This window comes from Megasphaera vaginalis (ex Bordigoni et al. 2020) (assembly GCF_900240295.1).
In the GTDB taxonomy this organism is placed as follows: domain Bacteria; phylum Bacillota; class Negativicutes; order Veillonellales; family Megasphaeraceae; genus Megasphaera; species Megasphaera vaginalis.
In genome coordinates, this window is the sequence record NZ_OEQB01000001.1 from 135,066 (window position 1) to 159,688 (window position 24,623).

The 24,623-nt window shown below is 52.1% G+C and carries 21 protein-coding genes, 1 tRNA gene and 1 riboswitch; all 22 genes read right to left on the reverse strand.

Annotated features, from left to right (window positions below):
* Positions 1–11: 11 nt before the first annotated feature.
* The 22 genes from C0977_RS00585 to lon all read right to left on the reverse strand — a co-directional run bounded on the left by C0977_RS00585 (position 12) and on the right by lon (position 24,562).
* Positions 12–2,045 carry an LTA synthase family protein gene (locus C0977_RS00585; RefSeq protein ID WP_101912042.1) on the reverse strand — a complete coding sequence of 678 codons (2,034 nt, stop codon included), beginning with the start codon at positions 2,043–2,045 and terminating at the stop codon, positions 12–14.
* A 431-nt stretch (positions 2,046–2,476) separates the two neighbouring features.
* Positions 2,477–2,565, reverse strand: a tRNA-Ser gene (locus C0977_RS00590).
* 92 nt (positions 2,566–2,657) lie between these two features.
* Positions 2,658–3,659, reverse strand: coding sequence for a glycosyltransferase family 2 protein (locus C0977_RS00595; RefSeq protein WP_101912043.1), 1,002 nt, complete (start codon positions 3,657–3,659; stop codon positions 2,658–2,660).
* Positions 3,660–3,857: 198 nt separating this feature from the next.
* A complete protein-coding gene (locus C0977_RS00600; RefSeq protein WP_101912044.1) occupies positions 3,858–4,988 on the reverse strand; it encodes a glycosyltransferase in 1,131 nt (376 codons plus the stop codon).
* An 83-nt stretch (positions 4,989–5,071) separates the two neighbouring features.
* On the reverse strand, positions 5,072–5,875 hold the full coding sequence (locus tag C0977_RS00605) for a glycosyltransferase family 2 protein (RefSeq protein WP_200814184.1): 804 nt from the start codon (positions 5,873–5,875) through the stop codon (positions 5,072–5,074).
* A gap of 273 nt (positions 5,876–6,148) precedes the next feature.
* A complete protein-coding gene (locus C0977_RS00610; protein ID WP_101912046.1) occupies positions 6,149–7,150 on the reverse strand; it encodes a nucleoid-associated protein in 1,002 nt (333 codons plus the stop codon).
* Positions 7,147–7,785, reverse strand: coding sequence for a precorrin-8X methylmutase (locus C0977_RS00615; RefSeq protein ID WP_023053022.1), 639 nt, complete (start codon positions 7,783–7,785; stop codon positions 7,147–7,149). The genes C0977_RS00610 and C0977_RS00615 overlap by 4 nt, the downstream gene beginning before the upstream one ends.
* Positions 7,776–9,170 (reverse strand): cobyrinate a,c-diamide synthase, encoded by a 1,395-nt coding sequence (locus tag C0977_RS00620; protein ID WP_234987523.1) that lies wholly within the window; start codon positions 9,168–9,170, stop codon positions 7,776–7,778. The genes C0977_RS00615 and C0977_RS00620 overlap by 10 nt, the downstream gene beginning before the upstream one ends.
* Entirely contained in the window at positions 9,167–10,381 is a 1,215-nt protein-coding gene (gene cbiE / locus C0977_RS00625) for a precorrin-6y C5,15-methyltransferase (decarboxylating) subunit CbiE (protein ID WP_101912047.1), read from the reverse strand. The genes C0977_RS00620 and cbiE overlap by 4 nt, the downstream gene beginning before the upstream one ends.
* A 15-nt stretch (positions 10,382–10,396) precedes the next feature.
* On the reverse strand, positions 10,397–11,152 hold the full coding sequence (cobK, locus tag C0977_RS00630; RefSeq protein ID WP_101912048.1) for a precorrin-6A reductase: 756 nt from the start codon (positions 11,150–11,152) through the stop codon (positions 10,397–10,399).
* A complete protein-coding gene (cobJ, locus tag C0977_RS00635; protein WP_101912049.1) occupies positions 11,149–11,880 on the reverse strand; it encodes a precorrin-3B C(17)-methyltransferase in 732 nt (243 codons plus the stop codon). Before cobJ ends, cobK begins: the two co-directional genes overlap by 4 nt.
* Positions 11,881–11,892: 12 nt before the next feature.
* Positions 11,893–12,942: a cobalt-precorrin 5A hydrolase gene (locus C0977_RS00640; protein ID WP_101912050.1), complete on the reverse strand. Its 1,050-nt coding sequence runs from the start codon at positions 12,940–12,942 to the stop codon at positions 11,893–11,895.
* Positions 12,939–13,700, reverse strand: a complete 762-nt coding sequence (cobM, locus tag C0977_RS00645) for a precorrin-4 C(11)-methyltransferase (RefSeq protein WP_101912051.1) — start codon at positions 13,698–13,700, stop codon at positions 12,939–12,941. The genes C0977_RS00640 and cobM overlap by 4 nt, the downstream gene beginning before the upstream one ends.
* On the reverse strand, positions 13,697–14,410 hold the full coding sequence (gene cobI, locus C0977_RS00650) for a precorrin-2 C(20)-methyltransferase (RefSeq protein WP_101912052.1): 714 nt from the start codon (positions 14,408–14,410) through the stop codon (positions 13,697–13,699). The genes cobM and cobI overlap by 4 nt, the downstream gene beginning before the upstream one ends.
* A 4-nt stretch (positions 14,411–14,414) precedes the next feature.
* Positions 14,415–15,548 (reverse strand): cobalt-precorrin-5B (C(1))-methyltransferase CbiD, encoded by a 1,134-nt coding sequence (gene cbiD / locus C0977_RS00655; protein ID WP_234987524.1) that lies wholly within the window; start codon positions 15,546–15,548, stop codon positions 14,415–14,417.
* A 73-nt stretch (positions 15,549–15,621) separates the two neighbouring features.
* Entirely contained in the window at positions 15,622–16,623 is a 1,002-nt protein-coding gene (locus tag C0977_RS00660) for a sirohydrochlorin cobaltochelatase (RefSeq protein WP_101912053.1), read from the reverse strand.
* A 26-nt stretch (positions 16,624–16,649) separates the two neighbouring features.
* The gene (locus tag C0977_RS00665; RefSeq protein ID WP_101912054.1) at positions 16,650–17,438 is read right to left on the reverse strand and encodes an ABC transporter ATP-binding protein; all 789 of its coding nucleotides are present in this window, start codon (positions 17,436–17,438) and stop codon (positions 16,650–16,652) included.
* Positions 17,435–18,409 carry a FecCD family ABC transporter permease gene (locus C0977_RS00670; RefSeq protein ID WP_101912055.1) on the reverse strand — a complete coding sequence of 325 codons (975 nt, stop codon included), beginning with the start codon at positions 18,407–18,409 and terminating at the stop codon, positions 17,435–17,437. The genes C0977_RS00665 and C0977_RS00670 overlap by 4 nt, the downstream gene beginning before the upstream one ends.
* The gene (locus C0977_RS00675) at positions 18,406–19,368 is read right to left on the reverse strand and encodes an ABC transporter substrate-binding protein (protein ID WP_101912056.1); all 963 of its coding nucleotides are present in this window, start codon (positions 19,366–19,368) and stop codon (positions 18,406–18,408) included. The genes C0977_RS00670 and C0977_RS00675 overlap by 4 nt, the downstream gene beginning before the upstream one ends.
* A 13-nt stretch (positions 19,369–19,381) precedes the next feature.
* Entirely contained in the window at positions 19,382–21,268 is a 1,887-nt protein-coding gene (locus tag C0977_RS00680) for a TonB-dependent receptor plug domain-containing protein (protein ID WP_234987525.1), read from the reverse strand.
* 122 nt (positions 21,269–21,390) lie between these two features.
* Positions 21,391–21,572, reverse strand: a riboswitch (cobalamin riboswitch).
* Between the two features lie 24 nt (positions 21,573–21,596).
* Positions 21,597–22,250 (reverse strand): ribosome biogenesis GTP-binding protein YihA/YsxC, encoded by a 654-nt coding sequence (gene yihA, locus C0977_RS00685; protein WP_023053023.1) that lies wholly within the window; start codon positions 22,248–22,250, stop codon positions 21,597–21,599.
* A complete protein-coding gene (gene lon / locus C0977_RS00690; protein WP_200814185.1) occupies positions 22,247–24,562 on the reverse strand; it encodes an endopeptidase La in 2,316 nt (771 codons plus the stop codon). The genes yihA and lon overlap by 4 nt, the downstream gene beginning before the upstream one ends.
* Between the last annotated feature and the right edge of the window lie 61 nt (positions 24,563–24,623).

Sequence of the window (24,623 nt, forward strand, 5' to 3'; positions counted from 1 at the left end):
CTCCCCAATGGCTACTGCAACAAATCCTGAACAGGCCGCAGCAGTTCGGGATGGCGTACCATATAGCGGGTAAGGCTTTTGAAGGCCAACTGTTCTTCCTTGTACGGAATGTCACCTTGCAGCAATTCCCCTTCGCAATGTTCTTTCCCCAGCGGCTGGTAAAAATCATGGTCATAGGATCCGATCGCATCCCTGCGCAGCCAATGATACGGCGAAACGATATGATCTATCTTCTCCGTCAGCGCCGGCAACAGCGAATAATAGGCAAATCCCTTGGGTGCAATCAATTCCATAATCGTCGGCATAATATTCATATGACTGGCAATCGTATTGCCGGCAAACATATCCTTCGTCAGTTCGCAGTGATTGATCATCAATACGGGACAATGCTGCTCCCGGAAGCTGACAGCCCGATTAATGAGGGACGTTTTACTGAACATATCCAAATTAATGGCGTGATCGCCGGTCAGAATAAACAAACTGTCCGGAAAGAGACGGCGCATCCGTTCAATGAATTTGCCGATTGCATGGTCCGCAAACCAGAGAGCGCTCATATTTCGCTGTATATCTGAATCACGCTTGACATCCTGCGGCGCCTCCGGCATGACTTCATCCAGCTGATAGCCGTACCGTTTTACATCAATCTTAAAGGGCGCATGATACGACGTTGTGTAGATGAAATGGAATTCAGGAGCGGAGAAGGAACTGCCCTCAATAAGCTCGGCTGTTCTTTTAAGGAAAACATTATCATAAACACCTACCCAGGTCCGCGGCGCATCGGGCGCACAGAACTCAACGGCCGTCAATGCCCGATCGAAGCCGCAAGCCGGCGCAAAGCGATCAAAATTACCGGATTTCAGACTGCCGCCGTACCAATAGGCTGTCCGATATCCCAGCTTCTTCAACTGCAGCGGCAAGGACGTCGGAACCGTACCGTTCCAGAAACTTTTCAGCTCGTTCAGCTCCAAACCCATGTCGAAAATGCCGGACATCAGACTGACGATAGACGGACGAGACACCAACCCTGCCGATAAGGCGTTGGCAAACGATAAGGTATCTTCATCTTCCCGAAACCGTTTGCCGCCGCTGACGACATGCAGACAATCATATGCGGGATCAAACAGCTGCTGCAAATAGCTCTCGCCGACAAACAAAAAAATATGCGACGGTTTTTTTATACGCGCCCCCTTCGACACGCGCTTGAAAGAATACAACGGGTTTTTATCCGTTTCAGCCGGCTCGCTTACCGCCACCGTCCGGATAACCGCCAACGCTTCCGCATCCGATTCGTTCCTGCGCCCCTCTGCCGAGCGGGCAAACACGCGTTCCAAAATAAGCAGATCATCGGCCGCGGCGTTGGCAAAAAAGAGTTCCTTTTTTACAATCCCCGGCATCGTCGCCCACGTTTTCTTTTTCCGCGGATTCAAGGTGCCGCCCCATTTGAAGAAGAAGAACCCTAGGACAAGAGCGCCGAGTATGCCCGTATTGAACAGATACGCAACCGGTAAAGACGAAAATGACGCATACGAAAAACTCGGCAGGAGCAGAAAAGAATGAATGCCGTAAGCGGCGGCAACACTGTACGGAATCAGACTGAACAAGAGAAACGCGCCATGGTCCTGGTGAAAAAAGATATCCAACAAATTATGCTTTTCCGCATGTCTGACCAAGGGCAGGTTATGATTATAAATATCATGGAAATGACGATAAAAAATGAGTTTGCCGACAAACGCGATATACAAGACAACTGCATAAATGCATCCCATACTCAGACGCAAGCTGTCGCCAGCTCTCCCCACTTGCGGGAAAAAAAGTGACGGCACCGTTATACACAAAAAGGGAATCAAAAAAGCATATGCATTGTACGTCATGCCCCACCAGAACCCATACCGAAAACAACGCCGGACTATCGTCCCTTTTCCATTGAGCACCTTATACGGGCTATATATTTTGATAAACAAATACCGGAAAATGGCACATAAGATCGGAAAGAAGATAAACAACTTGATATCCTGCTGCACCGACAACACCAATTGCTCAAACACGGATACACCCCTTTTCCCTGCACCGAAAATACACGCTTCTTGTATTAGTATAATCGCCGATACGGGTAATCACAACGCCTTTGCACGGTACGGAAAAAAACTTTACACCCCAACCCGACAACCAGGCCATGAGCCGCATTTCTGCATAATTATTTTTTACATTATAAAAAACCGATAAAGAAAACGGAACAGCGACGGCAAACGCTCCTCAAATGCGAAAAAACACCCACATCAGTGAGTGCTTACGCCAATGCGATTACGAAAGTATTGAGATCAGGCTGCAAAAGCATTATCTTGGAACGCTTTATTCCTACACCCGGCAAGTGGCGGCAACCGCACCGGGCGAAGATGAAAAACCATTGCAACAGTATTTCACAAATAAAAAGGTCGCACAGAAAAGCCGATAAAGCTCTTCTGTGCGATTAGTTGCATGGCGGAGCGGGTGGGATTCGAACCCACGAGACCTTTCGGCCTAACTGATTTCGAGTCAGCCCCGTTATGACCACTTCGATACCGCTCCATCTAAAGACTAATATAGAGTATCATGTTTCGGCAAAACAGTCAATATGAAAACCTATTGTGAAAGGCTAATCGTCTTTCCCTTTTCTGCCATTAAGATGAAAACAACTTTTTCAAGCGTTGTATACCATACATGGACTTACCATAAAATCTGGAAATCCACGGCGCGTGTAAGGCCCCATAAAATAAGAGTTCATATTTTAATCCCACTCTCGGTCTGTCAGCCTTTTTTTCTTCAGCAGCTAAGTAATTCAACATATCCTGCCGCTGATCCATAGTTAATAAAGGATTGGCAAAATTCAGTCCAATACCGCCGACAGCGCTTCGAATAGCCCGATATCTGCAATAAATGCTATATTCTTTCATGCCGTTTTCTATGGACAAAGGAATCCTGGTCTCAAAAGATTTAAACAATCCGTATTTCGACTTAGGACTAATGTTATGTGTGATGGACCCATTATTATCGCCATTATAGTAATATAACGCTTCATCTAACAAATAAACGCTCTTGACCTTCTTGATAACGAACGGCATGACAAGTAAATCTTCAAAATCAGTATTGCCTGCCATGCGTGTATCCTGCCACAATTCACTTTTATAAAATTTATTCCAAACATAACAAGGAATGCTGTCTTCAAGGATCGCCTGATAATACGTGTCCCTGTTTTGAAGCAAATGTTTCTGTAATGACTGCATCGTTTCTTTCCCATTTTTAATCGTAAATGAGTTAAAAGTAACGATATCTGCATTATATTTTTTCACCGCTTCGATACAATGGAACACTAAGTCCTTATGGATATAATCATCGCTGTCCACGAATAAAACATAATCTCCGCTCATTTGATCAAGGCCGGTATTCCTTGCTCGACTGACACCCTGATTCTTTTGATGAATAACTTTAATACGAGTATCCATCTGATACATATCGCATATTTTACCGCTGTTATCGGTAGATCCGTCATCAATCAGGATAATTTCCAAATTATCATAAGTTTGATTCCGAATGCTTTCAATACATTTTTTTATGTACGGTTCCACGTTATACACAGGAACAATAACCGAGACCAAAAATGATCCGTCATTCTGTGCTGCCATTTTCTATGTACCACCTTATAACCACATAACAACTGACAATAATTTCATTTTTAGCTTACACTGCCTTAATTCGTTTATTATACCGATAAAACACTTAATAAAATCACAAATAACAGACGCCCCCTCTCTTCCGCATTTAAATTACGCACGGCCACGTATGTTCTTATGGATAAAACCCGGCGTTGCTGTCTATCCGTGCTACTTTAAAAGGGCCTTTAAAAAATTAGCTGCGCTAAATTCCTGATTGACGTTAAACAGATTGGCTTCATAAATTGGCAGTTTTTCTCGATATGTATAAATAAATTCATGTATTTGTTCAGATAATACCCGCAAATCATCCAATTGAACTGCTTCGCCTATTTTATAGCGGGCCAATACTTCGGGATTTAACACGGCAGTCGTCAAAACAGGCTTACACAACGCCATTGCATTAAAATAAACGGCACTCCAATTGTATACGTATCGCTTATCTTGATACGGCAAAAAGAGAACATCAACCGCTGACAACGCGTCATACCACTCTTTTCCATATAACTTGCCTTTGATAAATGACACATTGGCCTCGTTATCATATTTCTTCATAATGGCTGAGGCAGAAGCAATATCTGCACTCTCCGTAGGTGCAAGTTGAACGACAAGATGCGCCAGCCCGTCCAATTCGGCCTGAACAAATGCCTGAATAATCTTGTCAATATTTTTTTCACCTTGCCGGTAATGTCCAAAAAAACCGATACGAATCGGTTCCCGATAGGTTAAATGAGAAGCTGCGGACACTCCTGCAGGGCGAAGAACGGGCGGTTGAATAACCTCCACATTAGAAACATTGTCCTGCAAAAAATCGTTTCTTAATGAAGTTACCTTTAAACGAATATTTTTATAGTCCTTACACCGTTCGGCTTGTACTAAAAATTTCGGTTTTTCTTGCGGATTGACACCCAAAAAAATAAAAATAACCGGTATAGGACTCTCTTTCAACTTACTCTTATGAAGTGACCGTAAATATCGATACGTCGCCGTCGTCAATATAATAGCGTCAAACTCTCTGCGGGCCGCTCTTTCATATGCAGAATTAAACCAACGGATACGACGAGCTTCCCGTTGTAAAGAAAGCCATCTTTTTTTTAATTTTCCCGCCCCTTCATACGATATGATACTGCCGCCTTGCAAGTATTCTATGGGCACATCGAAATCTACAGATAAACTGCTGTTTTCCGGTAACAGCAGGAGAGGTTCGTGTCCTTGACATTTAAGCTCATCAATAATTAAGCGGTCAAATTCCTGCTCAAATCCTCCATTAGTTTTAACCGTTTCCAAAATAGCTACACGCATATTTTTACTCCCAGTTCCGAATATGGTATAAATTCCAACACGATAGTACAACATTACTGCTTAACCAGCTACTGTCATTGACATTATGCATCGCCCTGATCGCTGTTTTCAGTTTTGTCGATAATGCCTCTATTTTCCTTTTCATGGTTCAATTCATATAATTTTAAATATTTTAACAGTTCGTAAAAGAAATGGTTAAAACACATATACGTTCCCATCCAACCGTCCAGAAATCCTCGCCTTAACATAAACATTTTGAAAAAACCGCCCAAAGCATGCCCCAATATTCCGCTCTTACTGATCGTTTTACCATTTTCAAAGGCATTTTCAGCCCAAGCCGTCGTATAAAGACAAAGTTTTTTCTCCCACTGTTGCCAATTTTTGTACGTATGGTGTTCCATGTATCCGGATAAGATTTTTGCCGTCAAAACACAGTCCGGCCGCTCATGCACTTTATTGACCCATACAACAGATTGCCGCGGGAACAACCGCATGACCGTATCCGGATACAACACTCCGTAAGTAAACTTTTTGCCGAAAGCCACAGACTTACGTTTCATGCCATATTGTTTGCTCTGATCATCTGCCTCTACTACCTGCCGTATTTCTTCAGCAAGCTTCACATCTATTCGTTCATCTGCATCCAAATATAAGATCCAATCTGCAGTTGAACTGTCTCTTGCAATATTTCGTTGTTTGGCAAAATCATTTTCCCACTCATGATAGATGACACGGGCGCCGCAGGCTTTAGCCATAGCAACCGTGCCATCCGTACTGCCTGCATCGACTACGATAATATCACTCGTACACTGTCGCGCACTACCAATGACAGCCGTCATATTTTCTTCTTCATTTTTGGTCAAAATTAAAACGGATAATGTACTCACGCTGTCCTCCATGTAGTATACTTATTGATCTATTATATCATAGGAAGACACAACAAACTATGCGCCTGCAGATGCCTCAAGACGCTGTTTTAACAATTGGCGGACCCACCGTCTTACCATAAAGAACCGCTTCAATAGGCTCAATAGCGCCAGATACACACTTATTTAAAACGCTGATAAAGCTTGAAACGATATCTTATCTTTTCAGGCCTACTGCAGACTTCCGCCAATCAGTATATGCAAAAGCAGCCTTTCCCGCAAGGCTGCTTCGTATTATTTATTCATGATTTTGGCGATTTTCTTCAACTCAATCGACAGGGTGCCGTCAGGGTTCGTGATAAATTGAATAAATTCCGTATTTTCAATATATGCTGACGGAAAGGTGATTTCAATACCCGTATCGGTTTTGATCTTGTGCATCGTACCGGTTTTGCGGGCGTATTCTTCTTCCACTGCAACCGTTTCAGGCAGGCCGGCCGCTGCCGCCTGTTCCGAAAAAGCTTCCTGCAAAGGCGGACTGTCGGCAAAGACACACGTTCCCATTTCTCTCGGCGAAAATTCATCAGGCAATTCGGCATTGGCGGCAACGTATTGCTTGGCCTTGGATAATACCCTAATCGGGTCGGCGCCGAATTCATCGGCAACGGCAAGAGCTATCTTATTGGCTTTCTGCACAGCCTCTTTGCCGGAAATGACGGCTGTGCATTGAAGCAGCCGCTCCGGCAAAATCAGCAGTTCTTCACCGTTGACGCGGCGCTTTTTGTCAACAAAGGTTACGGACAGGTCATGCAGTCCGACAATCGCATAGGCGTCGACTTTCTGCGTCGTATTCGGCAAGATGGCATAATGCTTGATCAGTTTGCTGTAAACGCTGCCTTCGTCGTCGAGAATCTGATGGGTATAGGCCGTTTTGTTTTCCAGCAGAAAGATGCCGATCCGGTTTTCTTCATGATCATCCCGAAAGGCGACGAAAAGCAGATCCAACGATATCGGTTCATCCCATAGAGACAGGATATCGTACAGTTTTTTCGCCGTCTCCGAAGCGACTTCGGCAAAATCGGCAGTGCCCGCCAAATAACGCTGCAACAGTTCCTGATAATGGCTTGTCGCATAAAACACGCCCGTTTGCCGGGACGGATCGTGGAGAACGCGACTCACCTGTTTATCGACATACTCATAAACGGTCTCATTCGTGAAATCGAGCGGCTTTTGTGAAAGGATACAGGCATTCGTATGGAAATCGAGCACATGCAAGACGGCTTGTTGTATCATCATGGCCGGCGACCTCCGGTCAGCGTGTAAAGCAAGGCGTTGCAAATTGCGGCGGCAATATTGCTGCCGCCTTTACGGCCTACTGCGGTAATATACGGCACGCTGCAAGCCATGATCCGTTCCTTGGCCTGCACGACGTTGACGAACCCGACAGGCACGGCGATCACCAAGGCCGGTGCGACGGCGCCGCTGTCGATGAGCTCGGCCAGACTGAAAAGCGCTGTCGGCGCGTTGCCGACGGCAACGATCAACGGGCCTGCCAACGCCGCCGCTTTTCGCATCGCCGCCGCTGCCCGCGTCGTACCGGCCGCTTTAGCAGCGGCGGCAACGTCGACGTCGGCCATAAAGCAGACCTTGCGACACCCCAGCGTATGCAACGCGCCCTGGTTGATACCGGTACAGGCCATGTTCGTATCGGTCACGATGGTGCATCCCTGCTGTAGTGCCGCCAAGCCGCTTGCTACAGCGCCGCCGCTGAAACGGAGCGTTCTGGCGTATTCAAAATCGGCACTCGTATGAATGACGCGCTTGACGACAGCCAGCTTTTCCGGCGCAATCGTAATTTCGCCCAGTTCTTCATCGATGATCTCCATGCTGCGCCGTTCTATGTCCTGAGGCAACACATGTTCTATTTCCATGACATTCCTATCCTTTCTTTTTTCCACGCTAAGGCTTTCCGCAAAAACCGCGCCGCCCACTGCGGCCGGCTGTACAGATGCAGATGGGGATACCCGGCCAGAAGATTGCCGCAGCTGTAATAGGCGGGCCAACTCCCCTTGCCGGAGGCTTTCACCGCCGTAAAAGCGGTGCCGTCACTGTCGCTTGCAGAATAGTGAAATTCGTGAGCTGTAATCGTTTCTCCTTTTCGGCAAAGAAGCGTATCTTCCTGCGCCGTCAATTCGATATAGCCGAAATGGCGCAGCTTGTCTGTCAGCGTACATTCCGTCGGGATAGCGCCAACCCAGGGAGTGAAGGCCGTCCCTTCTCCGAATCCCTGTTGGAGATACATATAGCCGCCGCATTCGGCAAAACACGGCAGCCCCTTGCCCAAGGCGTCCCTAATGGAACGACGCATAGACGCATTGCCGCTCAGCGCCGAAGCATGCAGTTCCGGATAGCCGCCGCCCAGATACAGGGCCTCGCAGTCCGGCAACGCCGCATCGTGAAGGGGGCTGAAAAAGACGAGTTCCGCTCCCAAACGGCGCAGCAAGTCGAAGACGTCGTCATAATAAAAGCAGAAGGCTTCATCCCTCGCTACGGCTACGCGAACCGAACCGACGGGCGAAAGGGTAAGGGGCTCAACGGCAACAGCCGGCGCCTGTTCCGCCAAACGGCACAGGCGCTCCAGGTCTAACGTCTCACCGGCAACTCGGCCCAGTCTGGCGATAATCTCGTCTATAGTCGCAACTTCGGCGGCGCCTACTAATCCTAAATGACGGTTCTCGAGACGGCATTCCGGCAAAGGCGGCAGATAGCCGCAACTGCAAAGACCGCTCTCCTGCTCCCAACGTTCCCGATAGTACGCGTATACCGACGGCTTGACATGATTGACGATAAAGCCGGCGACATAACTGTCATGGCGAAACGACGCCAAGCCCTTCAACGATGCGGCAAGCGATAATGCCGATCCTTTACCGTCCACAACGAGAATGACCGGCGTCTCCGTAACGCGAGCCAAGTCATAGGCCGATGCCTCCGCCGTCAGGCCGATACCGTCGTAATAGCCCATTGCCCCTTCGATAACCGCCATGTCGGCGCCAGCGCCATGCTCCGCCAAGATGCGGCGTACAGCAACGGCCCCGGCTTCATGCCGCCCCAAGAGAAAAAGATCCAGGTTCCGCGAAGCCGTACCGGTAATACGGCGGTGAAAAGCGGGATCAATGTAGTCCGGGCCGCTCTTGAACGCTGCGACCCGTTTGCCGCGCCCGACCAAAGCACGAAGCAGGGCACAAACAACTGTTGTCTTGCCGCTGCCGCTCTGCGGCGCTGCCAGCAAAAGCCGCGGCACAGCTGCAGTGCTCATGATTCGCCGCCTTGCTTGACGGCGCGCATAATGTAAACCGGATTTTGTCCGATCATCATCGTATACGCGGCAGCCTGTCTGCCTGCGGCAACAAAGAGGTTGACGATATCGAAACGATAGCCGTCTTTATCCTTATAATAGGTGATTGCTTCGCTTACCGTTTCCAATGTGACCGCCGTTATGACGACGCGGCAACGCTCATTTTTTTCGTAAATACGGTCCAATATGGCCGCCAACCGCCCCTTTGTACCGCCAATAAAGGCGCAGTCGCAAGGCGGCAGCGCAGCGATATGTTCCGAAGCCTCACCGCTGACGATATGCATATTTTCCACGCCGAAACGCGCCTTATTGGCTTCAAGCAACTGCAGCGCCGCCGCCTTGACCTCCAAAGCGTACACCTTTCCTAACGGCGCCTGCAACGCCAATTCGACGGAACAGGAACCGGTACCGGCGCCGACATCATAAATCGTATCGCCAACACGGGGAGCCAACTTGGAAATGGCGACGGAACGCACTTCCTGTTTTGTCATCGGCACGTCGCCGCGCAAAAAAAGACGGTCATCCAAGCCATGCACGCCTTTACCGGCAACTGCCGGCGCTTCGTTGAGAATCATCATAACCGCCAAGCTGTCAAAGTGCAGAGCCGCCAATTCCGACGCCGTACCGGCGCGGATCCGTTCCCTGTCGTACGACAAGTATTCCCCGACGTAAACCTGCAGCCCGCCCAAACCGGCAGCGCAGAGTTCGCGGCACAGCACCTCGGCCCGATCAATGCCGCCGGTAAGGCAAAAAACCTTGCCATGCTGCAATACGGCAGGAGCCAGCGCCTGCTTGCGGCCATGACGGCTGACGACATAAACATCTTCCCAGGACATGCCTAATTGAGCGGCAAAATAGACGAGACTGCTGATACCGCAATGACGCTGAACGGTGCAATCCGGAAAATCGCGGATTGCTTTGGCCAGGCTGTAGAAGCCGACATCACCGGAAACGACAATGCCCAACACATCGTGTTCGTGATCCAGCGATGCCGCCAACGCACGCAGCGCCGACGGCCTGGTCAACGGCTCCCGACGCACGGAATCCGGTACGGCTTCGAGCAGACGCCGATCGCCTGCCACTACCGTGCAAGTTGACAACGCCCGCGCCGCCGCCGCCGTCAGCAACTCTCTGTTGCCGGGCCCCATGGCGATCACATGAATGGGAAGCATAACGATTCTCCTCTCTTATCTTTGCAAATACGCGGTAAGAACGGCGATCATGTCCTCCGTACGTTGACCTGTCTCTGCCTGCCGGCCAATGACCAGCAGCCTGGCTCCTGCCTTTTCCGCCGCCGCCGCCTTCTCTTCATAACCGCCGATTCGCCCCGAATCTTTGGTGACGACGAATGTCGCCCTGCACTGCAGGAACATGGCCCTGTTCAAGTCTTCCGAAAACGGTCCCTGCATGGCGATAATGCGGGAAGGATGATACCCGAGATCCAAAGCCTTCCGCAACGAATCCTGAACCGGCAGGATACGGACAGTAACGCGTTCGGCATACTGCGGCAACAGCGTAAACGCCGCCAGATCCTTGCTGCCTGTCGTCAGAAAAACGTTGCCTTCCCGCTGCCGCAGCCATTGTACGGCGGCAGCGGCGGACGACACGACGACAGCGGCGTCTTCCTCTTCCGCAGGCCGCACGATGCGGTAACGGACAATATGTTTCGCCGCACAGAGCTTGCGTATATTTTCCGTTACGACCAGGGCATACGGATGCGTCGCATCAATGATCATATCGGGATGAACTTGCTCCGCAAAAGCCGCCATCGCCTCATAATCTAAACGTCCGCCCTGTATATTGATGTTGTCCGCCTGCGGCAGCAGAGACGCGCCGTAAGCCGTCGCAGCCGAAACATAAACGGTCGCCGCTTTACCGGCAAGCCATTCGGCAAGCTGACGGCCTTCCGTCGTTCCGGCCAAAAGCCAGATCGTCGGATTCATAACCGATACCCCCGCGGCGTCACCATCCGCCCGTTAATCACCTGCGTCCGGCTATTGCCGATAAACACGGTCGTAAACATGTCGACATCTGCTCCGGCCAAGGCTTGTAACGTACTTAACAGAGCCGTCTCTCCTTCTCTGCCGATATTGCGGACAATCCCCGCCGGAGTTTCGCCGCTACGGTACTTTCCGATAATCGCACAGGCCCTGGCAAGGTAATCTTTTCTTTTTTTACTGCCCGGATTATAAAGGGTAATGACGAAATCAGCCTGCGCCGCCGCTTCCAGCCGTTTGGCGATCTGTCCCCACGGCGTCAGCAAGTCACTCAGTGAAATGAGGCAAAAATCATGGATCAGCGGCGCTCCCAACAAAGCCGCCCCTGAGCATGCCGCCGTAACGCCGGGAATGACGGCAATCTCGAGGTCGTCATAGGATGCAGCCACCTCATGCAAGATGCCCGCCATACCGTAAACGCCGGCATCACCGCTGGAAATCAGGGCAACCTTCTTACCGGACGCGGCCGCCTCAACAGCCAGTCGGCACCGCTGCACTTCACTCGTCATCGGCGTGGCGATATATTCCTTATCGCCGTAATCGCCGCGAATCAGATCGATATACGTCGTATAGCCGACAATAACGTCACTGTCAGCCAACGCACGAGCTGCGCGTAAAGTCATATCCTCTTTCGTCCCGGGACCGATACCGACAACATACATTCTGTTTTTCATAACATTCCTTTCTTACGCATCTTCCGGAAATGAAACGACAAAGTCTTCCACTGCCAGCGCCATCGTCACCCCGTCGCCGGCAGTCTTAGGCAGCAACAACGTACCGCCGCTGCTGCGCAACGCCGCCCGCTCGCAGACGTTGTCGACACCGACGGTCTGCGCCACGAAGGACGAAGGCGAAATACTGCCGTCAACGGCTCGCAGCGATGCCGCTGTATAAAAGCGCAGCGCCAGCCCGGCTTCGGCGGCAAAGGCCAGGAGACCGTCCTCATCCTGCTTGATATCAAGTGTCGCAATACCGGCAATGACCATCGGCGACAAATCCAAACGGCGCAGCTCGCGCCGCACGAGCCGCCGGATCTGCGCGGCAGAAATTCCTCTGCGGCAGCCGATGCCGAGATGAACGATACGAGGCCGCAAGACGACGGTATCGGCAAAAGGATAACATGACTTCTTCAAGGTAACCGCCATTCCCACCGCTCCTGAATCGGCAAACTTCACACCGGCCGGCAATGGACCGGCAACGGGAAAATCGCTGTAAAAACCGACAGGCCGCGCCGCCAACAAAGCCGCCGCAAACCGTTTTGCCGCCGTCAGGGAAAAAAGCTGCAATCCCCGCTGCGCAGCCCATTCATCCACAGCAAAGAGCCGGTTGACATCCGTTGCCGTCGTAATCACCGCCGTACCGCCCAAAAAATCGGCAAGCTGCCGCGCCAATCGATTGGCGCCGCCAATGTGGCCCGAAAGCAGGGGAACGACGAATCGCCCTTTTTCATCGACACCGATGACGGCGGGATCGCGGCGTTTATCGGCAACATACGGCGCGACGGCGCGTACGGCGATGCCAACGGCGCCGATAAAGACCAGCGCCCGGGCGTCACGAAATGCCGTCGCCGTTGCAGCCTGCAAATTCGGCCGCAACGACAAAAGGCCGTTTGCTGCAGCCGCATATCGTTCCACTGTCATCACCTGCACGGCAAAGCCGTTTTTCCGCAAGCATTCACGTACATGCAGGCTCAGTTCGGCGCCGGCGGCGGTAAAGGAAAATACGACGGCCTTCATGGCTTCGCCACAGCCATGCGGCAACCGTGTGAGAACGTCGGATCGTAAAGCCGGCTCCGCTCATAGGCCGCCTGCAAAAAAGGGCCGACCAAGATCAGCGCCGTCTTGCAGATCCCGTTCGCCGCCGCCGTTTCCGCCAAAGAAGCGACGGTGCAGGGAAGCACTTTCTCATCCGGCCACGAAGCCTTGTAGACGATCATTGCCGGCGTTTCCGCGTCATAGCCGCCGCGCAGCAGTTCTGCCGTCAGCGCCGCCAACAGAGAACTGCTGAGAAAAATGACCATCGTCGCCTGATGAGCGGCGTAATCGGCGATCTTCTGTTTATCCGGCACCGGCGTCCGCCCTTCCATGCGCGTAATGATGACCGACTGACTGACCCCCGGCAGCGTATATTCCGCACGTGCCGCCGCGGCAGCCGCGGCAAAAGAACTGACGCCGGGAACGATATCGTAAGCAATGCCTTTTTCTTCAAGAATATCCATTTGTTCGCGAATAGCGCCGTAAAGGGACGGGTCTCCCGTATGTAAGCGGACCGTATGCCAGCCCATTTCTTCCCCTTCGGCCATTGCCGCCGTAACCGTTTCCAAAGTCATGGAAGCGCTGTTCAGGATACGGCATCTCTTTTTTGCATATTGCAGAAGTTCCGCATTGACCAGCGATCCGGCGTAAATGATCTGATCCGCCGTTTCCAGGAGCATTTTGCCGCGAACCGTGATCAGATCGACGGCTCCCGGCCCTGCGCCGACAAAATGAATCATCCTCTTCCCTCCTCATGCACCAGAATAACGGAAAAATAGGTATTTTCTTCGGCGTCGGCCAAAGACGGATAACGCCGTTCACCCGGCAAGCCGCAACGTTCGACCATGGACGCGCCTGCCAACTTGCCGGCGGCTGTCAGTTCCGCTTTGATCGCCGCCAACTGCCCTGCCGGCTTCATAATCACCGTATTTCCCGGCATCTGCAACAATGCCTGCCTGTCGGCCCGACCGCCGGGAAAGATCACGAGAGGTTCTTCTTTTTCACAAAGGGGCTGCTGCAACGCCGCAGCGGCAGCACAAAAACTGGGAACGCCGGGAACAATCTCCGTTTCGTAGCCGTCGTCGCGCAGACGGCGGTGAACGTAAATACTGGACGCGTATACGGTCGGGCAACCCAAGGTGAAAAGGGCCACATCTCGCCCGGCCTCAAGATGAACCGCGATCGCCGCCGCTCCTTTCCGGTGCGCCGCGGCCAGAACGGCCCGGTCACGAGTCATGGGAAAATGCAGCGTAATAATTTCCTTCTTCTCCGGTTCCACCCCGTCTATACCTTGCAGCGCGTCCAACAGAATACTTTTTGCCGTCAGCTTTTCCGTATTTCCCTGCGGCACGGCCCAGACAGGACAACGTCTACTGTATTTCACCGCTTTCAACGTCAAAAGCTCCGGATCTCCCGGGCCGACGCCGATGCAAAAAAGCTTTCCCTTCATTCTCTTACCTCCTTCGGTGACAGGCCAGCAACGCGTCCGCTCCCGCCGTCTTGCCGAGAACGCCGTATTCATTGGAAAAGGCGATGGCAGCGACGGGGATTTCTCCCTGTACGCGGGCAGACAGATACTGTTCTATCTTTTCCATGGCCTGCACCATAACGGCCGGCAAAAGGCCGTGAACGCGCAAGATGCGGACCGCCTCGTCCGTCGTCAGCGCCGCGTAAATTTCCCGCGCCGTTTGCGCATCGGCGCCGGCAAAGACGGCGGCCAACGCCAGGAAGGTCATTCTGCCGTCGCCGTAGCGGGAGTGGGTATTCATGATCCCTTGTGCCAATTTGATCACCTTCCCCAAATGGCCGATAAGCAGAACATCGGCAAAGCCGCAATAAACGGCATAATCAAGAAGTTCGCCGACATAATTACTGCATGTAATGCGCCCCGTCACGTCGAGACCGAGCTCATGGCGGCTGAAATCGACGCCGTAATTACCGAAAAAAGCCAGGCAATGGCGTTCTCCGGCGGCACGGCGCGCATTCATTTCCGTTCGGATCGTGTCGACCAGAGCCTTTTCACTCATGGGATCGACAATACCTGTCGTGCCGAGGATGGAAAGACCGCCTTCAATTCCCAAACGGGGATTAAAGGTCTTTTTGGCAACTGCCGCACCGCCGGGAATAGCGATCGTGATCTGCAGACCGCCGCCGTAACCGCAGCGGGCGGCGATCTGCGCCGCGCCTTCGCGGATCATACGGCGCGGCACGGGATTGATGGCCGCTTCGCCGACAGCACAGGCCAGTCCTGCCTTTGTCACGACGCCGACCCCTTCGCCGCCGCAAATCGTAATACCTGACGGTGTTTTTTTGACGGAAGCGAAAATAAGAAGGCCGTCCGTAATATCCGGATCATCACCGGCGTCTTTACGGACGGCACAGCTGACCGACTCCGGTTCTGTTCGTATCGCTTCCGGTTCCAGGATCAGGCGCGTGCCGTCCGGCGTCGTGAGGCTCACGGCGTGAACTGCGGCGCCGGTAAGCAGCATTTCGACAGCAGCCTGCGCCGCCGCAGCCGCACAGGTCCCCGTCGTATAACCGCGCCGTAACCGTTTTCCTCGTTTTATTGCGTACGAATCCAGTACCATATCCAATCAGCTTTCTGTTAATTTTCGGCAGACACGTTCTTCGTCAGCCCGTACTGTCATTATACAGGACAGATCAGTCTTTTTCCAGTGCCTGCCAGGCTTCGTTGGCCCGTTCGACGAACATCTTGCGGACAGCTTCATTTTCACCTAAACCGTGAATGTACGTGGAAACGGTAAAGCCTTCTTTTTCCAAAACGCTCTTGTGCGAATCGCTTTCGGCGCCGGCCATATCATTATTGGCATGATCGCCGGCTACCATCATCATCGGCATCAGGACCACATGCTTGACACCTTTGGCCTTGAGCTTCGGAATGACCGTATCCAAATGAGGCCAGCCTTCGACGGAATAAATGAAGACATTACCCAGTGCGGCATCGTTGAGGCGATCCTGCACAACCGAATAATAGGCGTTGCCGGGATGAGGGGTGCCGTGTGCCATGAGCAGCAACGCTTCATCATCTTTCAATTTCGGGAACTGCGTGGAAAAGGCGCCGACGAACTCCTGCAAATCATCGCGCTGTCCTTCCTGCCCCATCCAATAAAGAATCGGCGTGCCGATCGTCATTTTTTTGAAATTCTCTTTGTACAGGTTATACACAGCCGTATCATATGCGTATTCCATGCCGGGAATGACATCGAGAGACGTAATGGCGATTCGTGTATAGCCGTCCTCTTTCAGCTGTTCCAGGGCCTGTTCCGGCGTCGGAATAGCCAGTCCTTCATGGGCTTTGATACGATCGACGATGATATGTGACGTGAAGGCCAAAACGACCTTCGTATCCGGATGAGCCGCCTGAATAGCGGCAACAGTCCGGTCAATATTCGCGGCGCGGCTGTCCTTATACGTCGTACCGAAACTGAGGACTAAAATGGCATCCTTGTTTTCGGCATTCTTCATCGCTTCATTGGTATACGTGCGCACGCCGATCGCAGCAGCTTCCTTCAGTGCCGGCGTAGCGTCCTTTACTTCCGTATTCAGCGAATATCCGGCATAAGCCGGCACGCCCGTAAAAGCGCCGAACGAGGTAATTGCCAGGGAAAGCAGGAAAAGCCTTTTCATATTTTTTTTGAACATACTGATCACTCCTTAAAAAACACTTGTTATTTTTGTCGGGATGACGGCAGCAATGCCGTTTGACCCGTTCTTGAACGATATTCTTCCAGCGTTACTGCAAAAACGGTTTCCAATCGTTCCTGCGTCAGAACGGCCGCAGCAGTACCGGCCGCCCGGATTTGTCCTTCAGCCATGACGACGACGTTTTCGGCAAAGGCCATGGCCTGATTCAGATCATGAAGGACGACGACGACGGTAAGTCCCAATTGCCGATGCAATGAACGCAGCAGTTTCATTACGTCCAGCTGGTGGCGGATATCCAGATACGTGGTCGGCTCGTCAAGGAGCAATATTCTCGGTTCTTGCGCCAGCGTCATCGCCAACCAGGCGCGCTGTTGTTCTCCGCCCGAAAGGGTTGTCACCATTCGGTCGGCCAAGACGGCCACGCCGGTTCGTTGCAAAGCCGCCTCGACGGCACGCTCGTCGGCGGCGGCACTGCGCAGAAACGACGTGCGCGCAAAGCGCCCCAGACGCACCAGCGAACGCGTCGTGCAGCCTTGCGGCGCTTGGTGGTACTGCGTCAGGACGGCTACCATGCGACCGATCTCCCGGCGTCGATACGTATGGATATCCTTGCCGTAAAGAAATACGGAACCGCCTGTATAGCGAAGATTCCGATACAACGCTTTTAAAAGCGTGCTCTTACCGCAGCCGTTGGGACCGATAATGGCGGTGAAAGAGCCGTCTTCAATAGTTAGCGAAATGTTGTCGAGAATTTTTTTACCGGCAATCGTATATGTCAGATTTTTCGCTCTGACAGCTGCCGCCTTGTTCATAATTCACGCCTCAGGAGAAACAAAAAAAACGGTGCGCCCAGACAAGCCATGATGATACCGACAGGCAGTTCGACGGGCGCGACAATGACGCGGGCCGCCGTATCGCTGAGCGTCACGACGGCAGCGCCCAAGACGGCCGCCGCCGGCAAAAGCAGACGATAGTCATTGCCGATAAGGAGACGGGCCATATGAGGTACAATAAGGCCGACAAAGCCGAGAAGGCCGGCAACACTGACGGCGGCTGCCGCCAGCAGTGCGGCGACGGCGGTCAGATACAGCCGCACGGATTCGACGGAAAGGCCGACGGCCTTGGCCATATCATCTCCCAATTGCAAGACATTCAGACAACGGGCGCCCAGGAGAGCCAGCACCAGACCGGCGGCCGTGTACGGTGTGACGATCAGGACATCGTTCCAACCGACGGCAGCCAATCCGCCGACCATCCAGACCAAAGCGCCGTGAACGCGGTCGCTGAAAAAGATGAGGATACCGGCAATGACGGCGCCTAAAAGTGCCGATACGGCAACGCCTGCCAGAATCATGCGCAGCGGCTGTATGCCGTGACGCCAAGCAAGGATATAGACGACAACCGCCGCCGTCATGGCGCCGCAAAAAGCGACGGGAGTCAATAAGGCCGTCATGGCGGGATATAGAATGATAATGACAATACCGGCGGCGCCGGCACCGGAAGAAACACCGATAAGATGCGGATCGGCCAGCGGATTGCGCATGATTGCCTGTAAAATGGCCCCGGACAAAGCCAGATCGACACCGACCAGCGCGCCCGTAATGGCCCGGGGCAGGCGAATATTCCAAATAATCTGATCGACCGTGCCGTTCGTATGGTGCAGCAGTGACCAAAAAATCTGATCGGCGGGAATCTTCGCCGCTCCCTGTGTAACCGACAGCAACAAACCTGACGCCGCCAAACAGGAAAAGACGAAAAGCACCGTAACGGCCCGCAACTTCACAGAACCACCTCAGGCCAGACGGCATGAGCCATAAAAGCCAGGGCTTGCGGATAATCCAAGCCGGGATTAATGAGGAAGAGGTTCTCCGGCAATACATATACGCGGCCCTTTCGTACGGCAGAAAGACTCTGCCAGGCGTCCGTATCGTTGATATACTGCTGCAGCCTTGCGTCCACATTATTTCCTTTTCCCATCGTCGTGATAAAAATCACATCCGGATCCGCTTCAACCAACGTCTCCATGCTGTAGGGAACACGGTCTCCATCGGTCGTTTGCGCGGCTGCGGCGGCAATATTCTCGAATCCCAGCAACTCGGCCGTACTGCCGGCTATCGTACGAGGCAACTCAAGAGTAACATTTTTGGCCGTCGCATGCAGAATAGCCGCCTTTTTGCCGTGGCCGTCCACCTTGCCGCAGATAGCGTCGATCTTCGCCGCCATAGCCGCCAACTGTTCCTGTCCTTCCTTCTCCTTACCGTAAATGCGGGCAATACAGGTCATATTCCGCTTTACGTCATCATAGCTTTTTGTCGATAAAAGCAATACGGGAATACCGTTGGCTTTGAATACCCCGGCAATCTTGTCATGTTGGCCTTTAACGGCAATGACCAGATCCGGCTGCAAAGCGACCGTCTTCTCCGTGCTGACCTGATAGACGGGACCGACTTCGGCTGCCGCTTTATACTTTTCTGGAATAAGCGTATCATCGGAATTGAGAGAAACCCTGCCGACAACGTCGCCGTCAACGGCAGCCGCAAAATGGAGCAGCGATCCCGACAGAACGACGACACGCTGCGGTTTCTCCTGCAGCACGACGGTCTGTCCGGCATCATCGGTAATTGCAGCGTACGCGTTTCCGGTCCCCTTTTCGGCCGATTGCCCCGTCTGACCGCAACCGGCGCTAAACAAAAGAACGGTCAGACAGACGGAAATACAGAGGATTTTTTTTAAATGCCCCATCTTATTTTTCCTCCTAGAACGTATATTTTACACCTGCCAGCCAATACCGCCCTGCCGCCGGATAATGCGGATACAGATCATACCCTGCATTGCCGATATTATGAACATTCATATAAATGGTCGTATTCTTGCCAGCTTCATAACTGACATGGCCGTCCCACCGCAAATAAGAACCTGCCGCATAGTACGTATCGTCTCGACCGCTTCCCGCCGTCAACGTCACCCCGGCGCGCCATTTGTCACGATGATAGGAGAGACTGCCGTGATAGCCGTTCGGACTGCTGTTGGCCGGATCGATAACCATTCCCTTGCCGTCGTTATTATCAATCTTTGTCTTGATAAAGGAATAACCCAATTCATATTCCCAGTCTTCGTTGATCTTTTTTTGCAAGGTAATTTCCAGTCCCCGTTTATCTTCTTCGTTCAGATTTCGAACCATGGCAAACGTATCCGTACGATCCCAACGAATGGCATTATCCAAATGGCTGTGAAAAAGGCTGAAACGGAAGAGTGATTTCCGATCATAGGCATAGTCAAATCCGACCGTTTGCACATAACCTGTTTCCGGCAACAAGTTTTCATTGCCAAGGGATGTCTTTTTATCCGTTTTCAAGTAGTAATACAGGTCATTTAGACGGGGCGCCGTATAAACGCGGCTCCAGTCAGCATAAATATTGAGATTATCGTTCGGCCTGTATTGGAGAGAAGCTTTAGGCGTCTGGTGGAAACCGAAGGTGCTGTTTTCATCGAAACGAATTCCCGGCGTAAAGGAAAGCTTGCCGAAGACCATGTCGTCTTCCAGATAAACGGCCCGATTCGTTCGCTTGCGATCATAATAATTGGCATTTTCATTCGTTCCGGCGTCTTCCGTCCATTCCAACCCTGCCGTCACATAATGATGCTCGTTCATCCAGGCCGTTTCTGCCTGCACCCCCTGCGTCCGCGTATGGAAAGAACCGCTCCAGAAGGTTTTCATATAATCATTGAAATAGCGTATAAACCCCGGCGTATCACTGTTTTCATGAAAACGGTAGGTCACACTGTAATCATTCATCAGCCGTTGCAGCGGTTTTTCTTCCTTAACGGCAAAGCCGGTATCATTACCGAAAAAAGATACAGCGTGGCCGTCATACGTCTTATGGAGAACCGTAACAGTCAGGGAATCGCCTTTTCCCAACTGCTGATCGATACGGCCTGTAAAAGAATCGCTGGAATAATCGCCTCTCCCCTTGCCTGCCCCTATCGCATCGGGAAAACGATAGTAGCTGCGATGATCAAGCGCTCCGGTCAGATACCAGCTCGTCTTGCCGACGCTGCCTTCATTGACGAGACCGTAATGGTGCATGCCCCAGGAGCCGCTGTTCACGTCGACAGTTGTGCGGTTCTTTTTCCCTTTCTTCGTGATGATGTTAATCGTCCCGCCGACAGCGCCGCTGCCATACCGCAATGAACCGCTTTTTACCACTTCGATCCGCTCGATCATGTCCGGTCCCGGCAAGGTTGCCAGATCCACCGAACCGCGTCCGTACGGCGATCCTTGGGCATTACCGATATTCTGCCCGTCGACCAGAACGGCGACGCGGTCGCTGCCATGAAGACGGATGTACCCTGACGTTCCCGGTACCATTTCATTCATGGTAACGCCATTTACCTGTTCCAAAATGTCGGCAACGGTATGATACTGATTGGCGTCAAATTCCTTTTCCGTCACAACGGTCTTGGCGGCCTCCGGCAGCTTCGCGCCGCCGTAGGCGCTGCCGCCGGTTCCGTAAGCCCTGACCAGAACCGGCGCCGTCGACACATGTACAATATGATCGTCACCTTCGTCAGCAGCAACGGAACAAAAAGAAATGCCGAAGGTACAACAAAGCATCGTTCCAACCAATGTACAGACTTTCAAAAACGGTCCCCTCCTAAAACAGCTGTTTGAAAAAAGCATAAAAAAAGCCGTGAGTAAAAAACCTCACGGCAACACTTATATTGCATCGTAAATCCAATCTCCTTCCCATCGCTCGCAGGTCTGTCGGTGATTATCCGTCAGGCAGTTCTTCTGGCTCGGATTCATCGCCTAACTGCGCCTTCCCATACGAACGTCGTACAGTGGCACCCATGCAGCCGGCTCTTCCTTACAGCGGCGGGACCGCGCCGGTTTTACACCGGACTTATCTATTGAGTCTTGCGACACCTGATTTGCTGTATGTATTTGTTTTTTTACTATACACTGTCCGTTATTCTTTGTCAACGACGCCGTCTTCCGCCGTGTATTGCAAAAACCGCCCCAACAGCGTACTGCGTCCCTGCTGTTTCAAGGCCGAGTAAGCGATCGGTCTGGCGGCGGCCGGGAAAAGACGTTCCAGCGCCGACAGGTTTTTGTTTCTGTCCGACTGATTCAGCTTATCCGCCTTCGTCCCGACGATCTGCAGTACAACACCGCCGGCATGCAACCATTCATAGGCATCCCGGTCAATCTGCAGACCGGGATGGCGCAAGTCGACAAGCAGGCAGAGAAGCTTCAGTTTTTTCGATTCCCGAATATACTCGCCGATAAACCGACTCCAACGTTCCCTGTCGGAACCGCTTGTCCTGGCAAAACCGTAGCCGGGCAAATCGACGAGATAAAAAGGATAGCGCCATGATTCTTCGCCTTCTTTGCAGCGCAGGACGGCACTGAAAAAATTAACGGTCCGCGTTTTGCCGGGAGCGCCGCTGACTTTGGCCAGACCGCGCTGATTACAAAGAGCGTTGATCAGACTCGATTTGCCTACATTGGACCGGCCCAAAAAGGCGATTTCCGGCAACTGCTCGACGGGATACTGCTCTTTGCGGACTGCCGAAACGACATACCGGGGATTGATGATCGCCAGATCAAGTTTGTCGTTCATAATCGCACCAACGCTTCGTGCAGAACTTCATCCATGTGCCGGACAAAGACGAAATCGACGTCATCTTTCACGGACTGTGGCACGTGAATCATATCCCGCTTGTTTTCTTCCGGCAGCAGGATCCTTTTAATCCCCGCCCGATGGGCGGCAATAACCTTTTCCTTAATCCCGCCGACAGGCAGCACCGTGCCGCGCAGCGTAATCTCACCGGTCATCGCCAGATCATGGCGCACCGCTTTTCCGGTCAACGCGGACGCAATAGCCGTCGCCATCGTGATTCCCGCCGAAGGGCCGTCCTTGGGAATCGCCCCTTCCGGCAGATGGATGTGGATATCCGTGTTCGCGTAAAAGTCCTCATCCAAACCGAGTTCACCGGCACGACGGCGAATATACGTCATGCCCGCCGCCGCCGATTCTTTCATGACGTCACCGAGCTGACCGGTCAGTTTCAACGACCCCTTCCCCTTGATTGCAACGGCTTCCGTTTCCAGTATCTCACCGCCTACCTGCGTCCAGGCCATACCGGTCACGATGCCGACTTCATCACGTCTGCCGATTTTCGTTTCCGTATACTTGGCAGGGCCGAGCAATTTCTCCAGATTTCGTACGGTAACGGTCAATTTCTTTTCTTCATCAAGCAAGACCGATTTGCCTATTTTGCGACAAACGGAACCTATCGTCTTTTCCAGCAAACGAACACCTGATTCCCGCGTATAGTCGCGAATAAGGCGCTGCAAAACGGCATCGGAAAATTTCGCCTGAGCGGCGGTAACGCCGTTCTCCTTTTGCTGCTTCGGTACCAGATAGCGTTTGGCTATCTGCAATTTCTCATCCTCCGTATAGCTGGAAAATTGGATAACTTCCATGCGGTCCAGCAACGGACGCGGAATCGTCGACAGACTGTTGGCCGTCGTGATCCAGAAAACCTTGGAAAGATCAAAGGGAATTTCGATGAAATGATCGCTAAAAGTATTGTTCTGCTCCGGATCAAGAACCTCCAAAAGAGCCGCTGACGGATCGCCGCGCAGATCCGATGTCATCTTGTCGATTTCGTCGAGAAGGAAGACAGGATTCTTCGTTCCCGCCTGCTTCATGCCGTTAATGATCCGTCCCGGCAAAGCGCCGATATAGGTTCGGCGATGGCCGCGAATTTCAGCCTCGTCACGGACGCCGCCAAGGGAAATCCGGACATACCGGCGATTCATGGAACGGGCAATCGATTTGGCAATACTGGTTTTTCCCGTCCCCGGCGGCCCGACGAAACAGAGAATGGGGCCTTTCAGGCTCTTTGTCAGTTGTTTGACGGCCAAGTATTCGATAATGCGATCCTTAACCTCTTCCAACCCGTAATGATCTTCGTCCAAGACGATCTGCGCTTCTTTCAGATCAAGACGATCCTTCGTCTCCTTCTTCCACGGCAACGCCAGCGCCCAATCGAGATAGGTCTTGATAATCGCCGACTCGGCCATCATGGGCGGCATTGATTCGAGCCGATCTACTTCTTTCAGCAGCGCTTCTTCAACGGCTTTCGCCAGTTTCATTTTGCGTATTTTTTCCCGCAATTCCTCAGCTTCCGTATCCTTGTCGACTTTATCGCCCAATTCTTTATGAATGACCTTGATCTTTTCACGAAGATAGTATTCCTTCTGCTGCTTTTCCATCGATCCTCTGACTTCGGCGTTAAGGCGTCCTTCCAGTTCGGAGATATCTATTTCCGTTTCCAGAATCGTCGCCGTCCGGCGCAGTCGTTCCGTAAGCGAAACCGTCTCCAAGATCTGCTGCTTGATGAGCAGCCGTACCGGCAGCTGCGATACGATAAAATCGGCCCGTTCTCCAGGCGCTTCGATAGATCTGACTTTTTCCGCCAGCTCATCCCGTTCCTTCGTATTTTCAGCCCATTCTCCGAAACGCTTCATCATAATGCGTTCCATCGCTTCATCTTCCAACGATGACGTACTGTATTCTTCCAATTCTTCACCGGCAGCTTCCAGGTATTTCTTCTTTTCGGAAAAACCGTTGATCGCCACACGACTGATCCCCTCAACCAGGAGGCGTACCATACCGCCGGGAAGACGCAGCATCTGCTGTATTTTGACTAATGTGCCGACGTGATAAATATCATCATAACCGGGATTTTCCGTTTCACTGTCGAGTTGGGCCGCCATCAACAGAAGCCGGTCATGCTCCATGGCATACTCTACGGCTGCCAATGATTTATCACGGCCGATATCGACATGACTGAGGAGTTTCGGATAAACAACCAGGCCGCGCAAAGAAACCAACGGCAAGGCTAGTACTGTTTCTCCATTCATTTCATTCACCTTCTTTTATACGATATAAAATAAAACTCATTTCCTGCGGTGAGAAAATGAG

Excerpts from the sequence above, each read along its gene's own strand:
- C0977_RS00595 (WP_101912043.1), bottom strand. The coding sequence starts at position 3,659 with ATGGCAGCACAGAATGACGGATCATTTTTGGTCTCGGTTATTGTTCCT.
- C0977_RS00600 (WP_101912044.1), bottom strand. The coding sequence starts at position 4,988 with ATGCGTGTAGCTATTTTGGAAACGGTTAAAACTAATGGAGGATTTGAG.
- C0977_RS00610 (WP_101912046.1), bottom strand. The coding sequence starts at position 7,150 with ATGATGATACAACAAGCCGTCTTGCATGTGCTCGATTTCCATACGAAT.
- C0977_RS00615 (WP_023053022.1), bottom strand. The coding sequence starts at position 7,785 with ATGGAAATAGAACATGTGTTGCCTCAGGACATAGAACGGCGCAGCATG.
- C0977_RS00620 (WP_234987523.1), bottom strand. The coding sequence starts at position 9,170 with ATGAGCACTGCAGCTGTGCCGCGGCTTTTGCTGGCAGCGCCGCAGAGC.
- cbiE (WP_101912047.1), bottom strand. The coding sequence starts at position 10,381 with ATGCTTCCCATTCATGTGATCGCCATGGGGCCCGGCAACAGAGAGTTG.
- cobK (WP_101912048.1), bottom strand. The coding sequence starts at position 11,152 with ATGAATCCGACGATCTGGCTTTTGGCCGGAACGACGGAAGGCCGTCAG.
- cobJ (WP_101912049.1), bottom strand. The coding sequence starts at position 11,880 with ATGAAAAACAGAATGTATGTTGTCGGTATCGGTCCCGGGACGAAAGAG.
- C0977_RS00640 (WP_101912050.1), bottom strand. The coding sequence starts at position 12,942 with ATGAAGGCCGTCGTATTTTCCTTTACCGCCGCCGGCGCCGAACTGAGC.
- cobM (WP_101912051.1), bottom strand. The coding sequence starts at position 13,700 with ATGATTCATTTTGTCGGCGCAGGGCCGGGAGCCGTCGATCTGATCACG.
- cobI (WP_101912052.1), bottom strand. The coding sequence starts at position 14,410 with ATGAAGGGAAAGCTTTTTTGCATCGGCGTCGGCCCGGGAGATCCGGAG.
- cbiD (WP_234987524.1), bottom strand. The coding sequence starts at position 15,548 with ATGGTACTGGATTCGTACGCAATAAAACGAGGAAAACGGTTACGGCGC.
- C0977_RS00660 (WP_101912053.1), bottom strand. The coding sequence starts at position 16,623 with ATGTTCAAAAAAAATATGAAAAGGCTTTTCCTGCTTTCCCTGGCAATT.
- C0977_RS00665 (WP_101912054.1), bottom strand. The coding sequence starts at position 17,438 with ATGAACAAGGCGGCAGCTGTCAGAGCGAAAAATCTGACATATACGATT.
- C0977_RS00675 (WP_101912056.1), bottom strand. The coding sequence starts at position 19,368 with ATGGGGCATTTAAAAAAAATCCTCTGTATTTCCGTCTGTCTGACCGTT.
- yihA (WP_023053023.1), bottom strand. The coding sequence starts at position 22,250 with ATGAACGACAAACTTGATCTGGCGATCATCAATCCCCGGTATGTCGTT.
- lon (WP_200814185.1), bottom strand. The coding sequence starts at position 24,562 with ATGAATGGAGAAACAGTACTAGCCTTGCCGTTGGTTTCTTTGCGCGGC.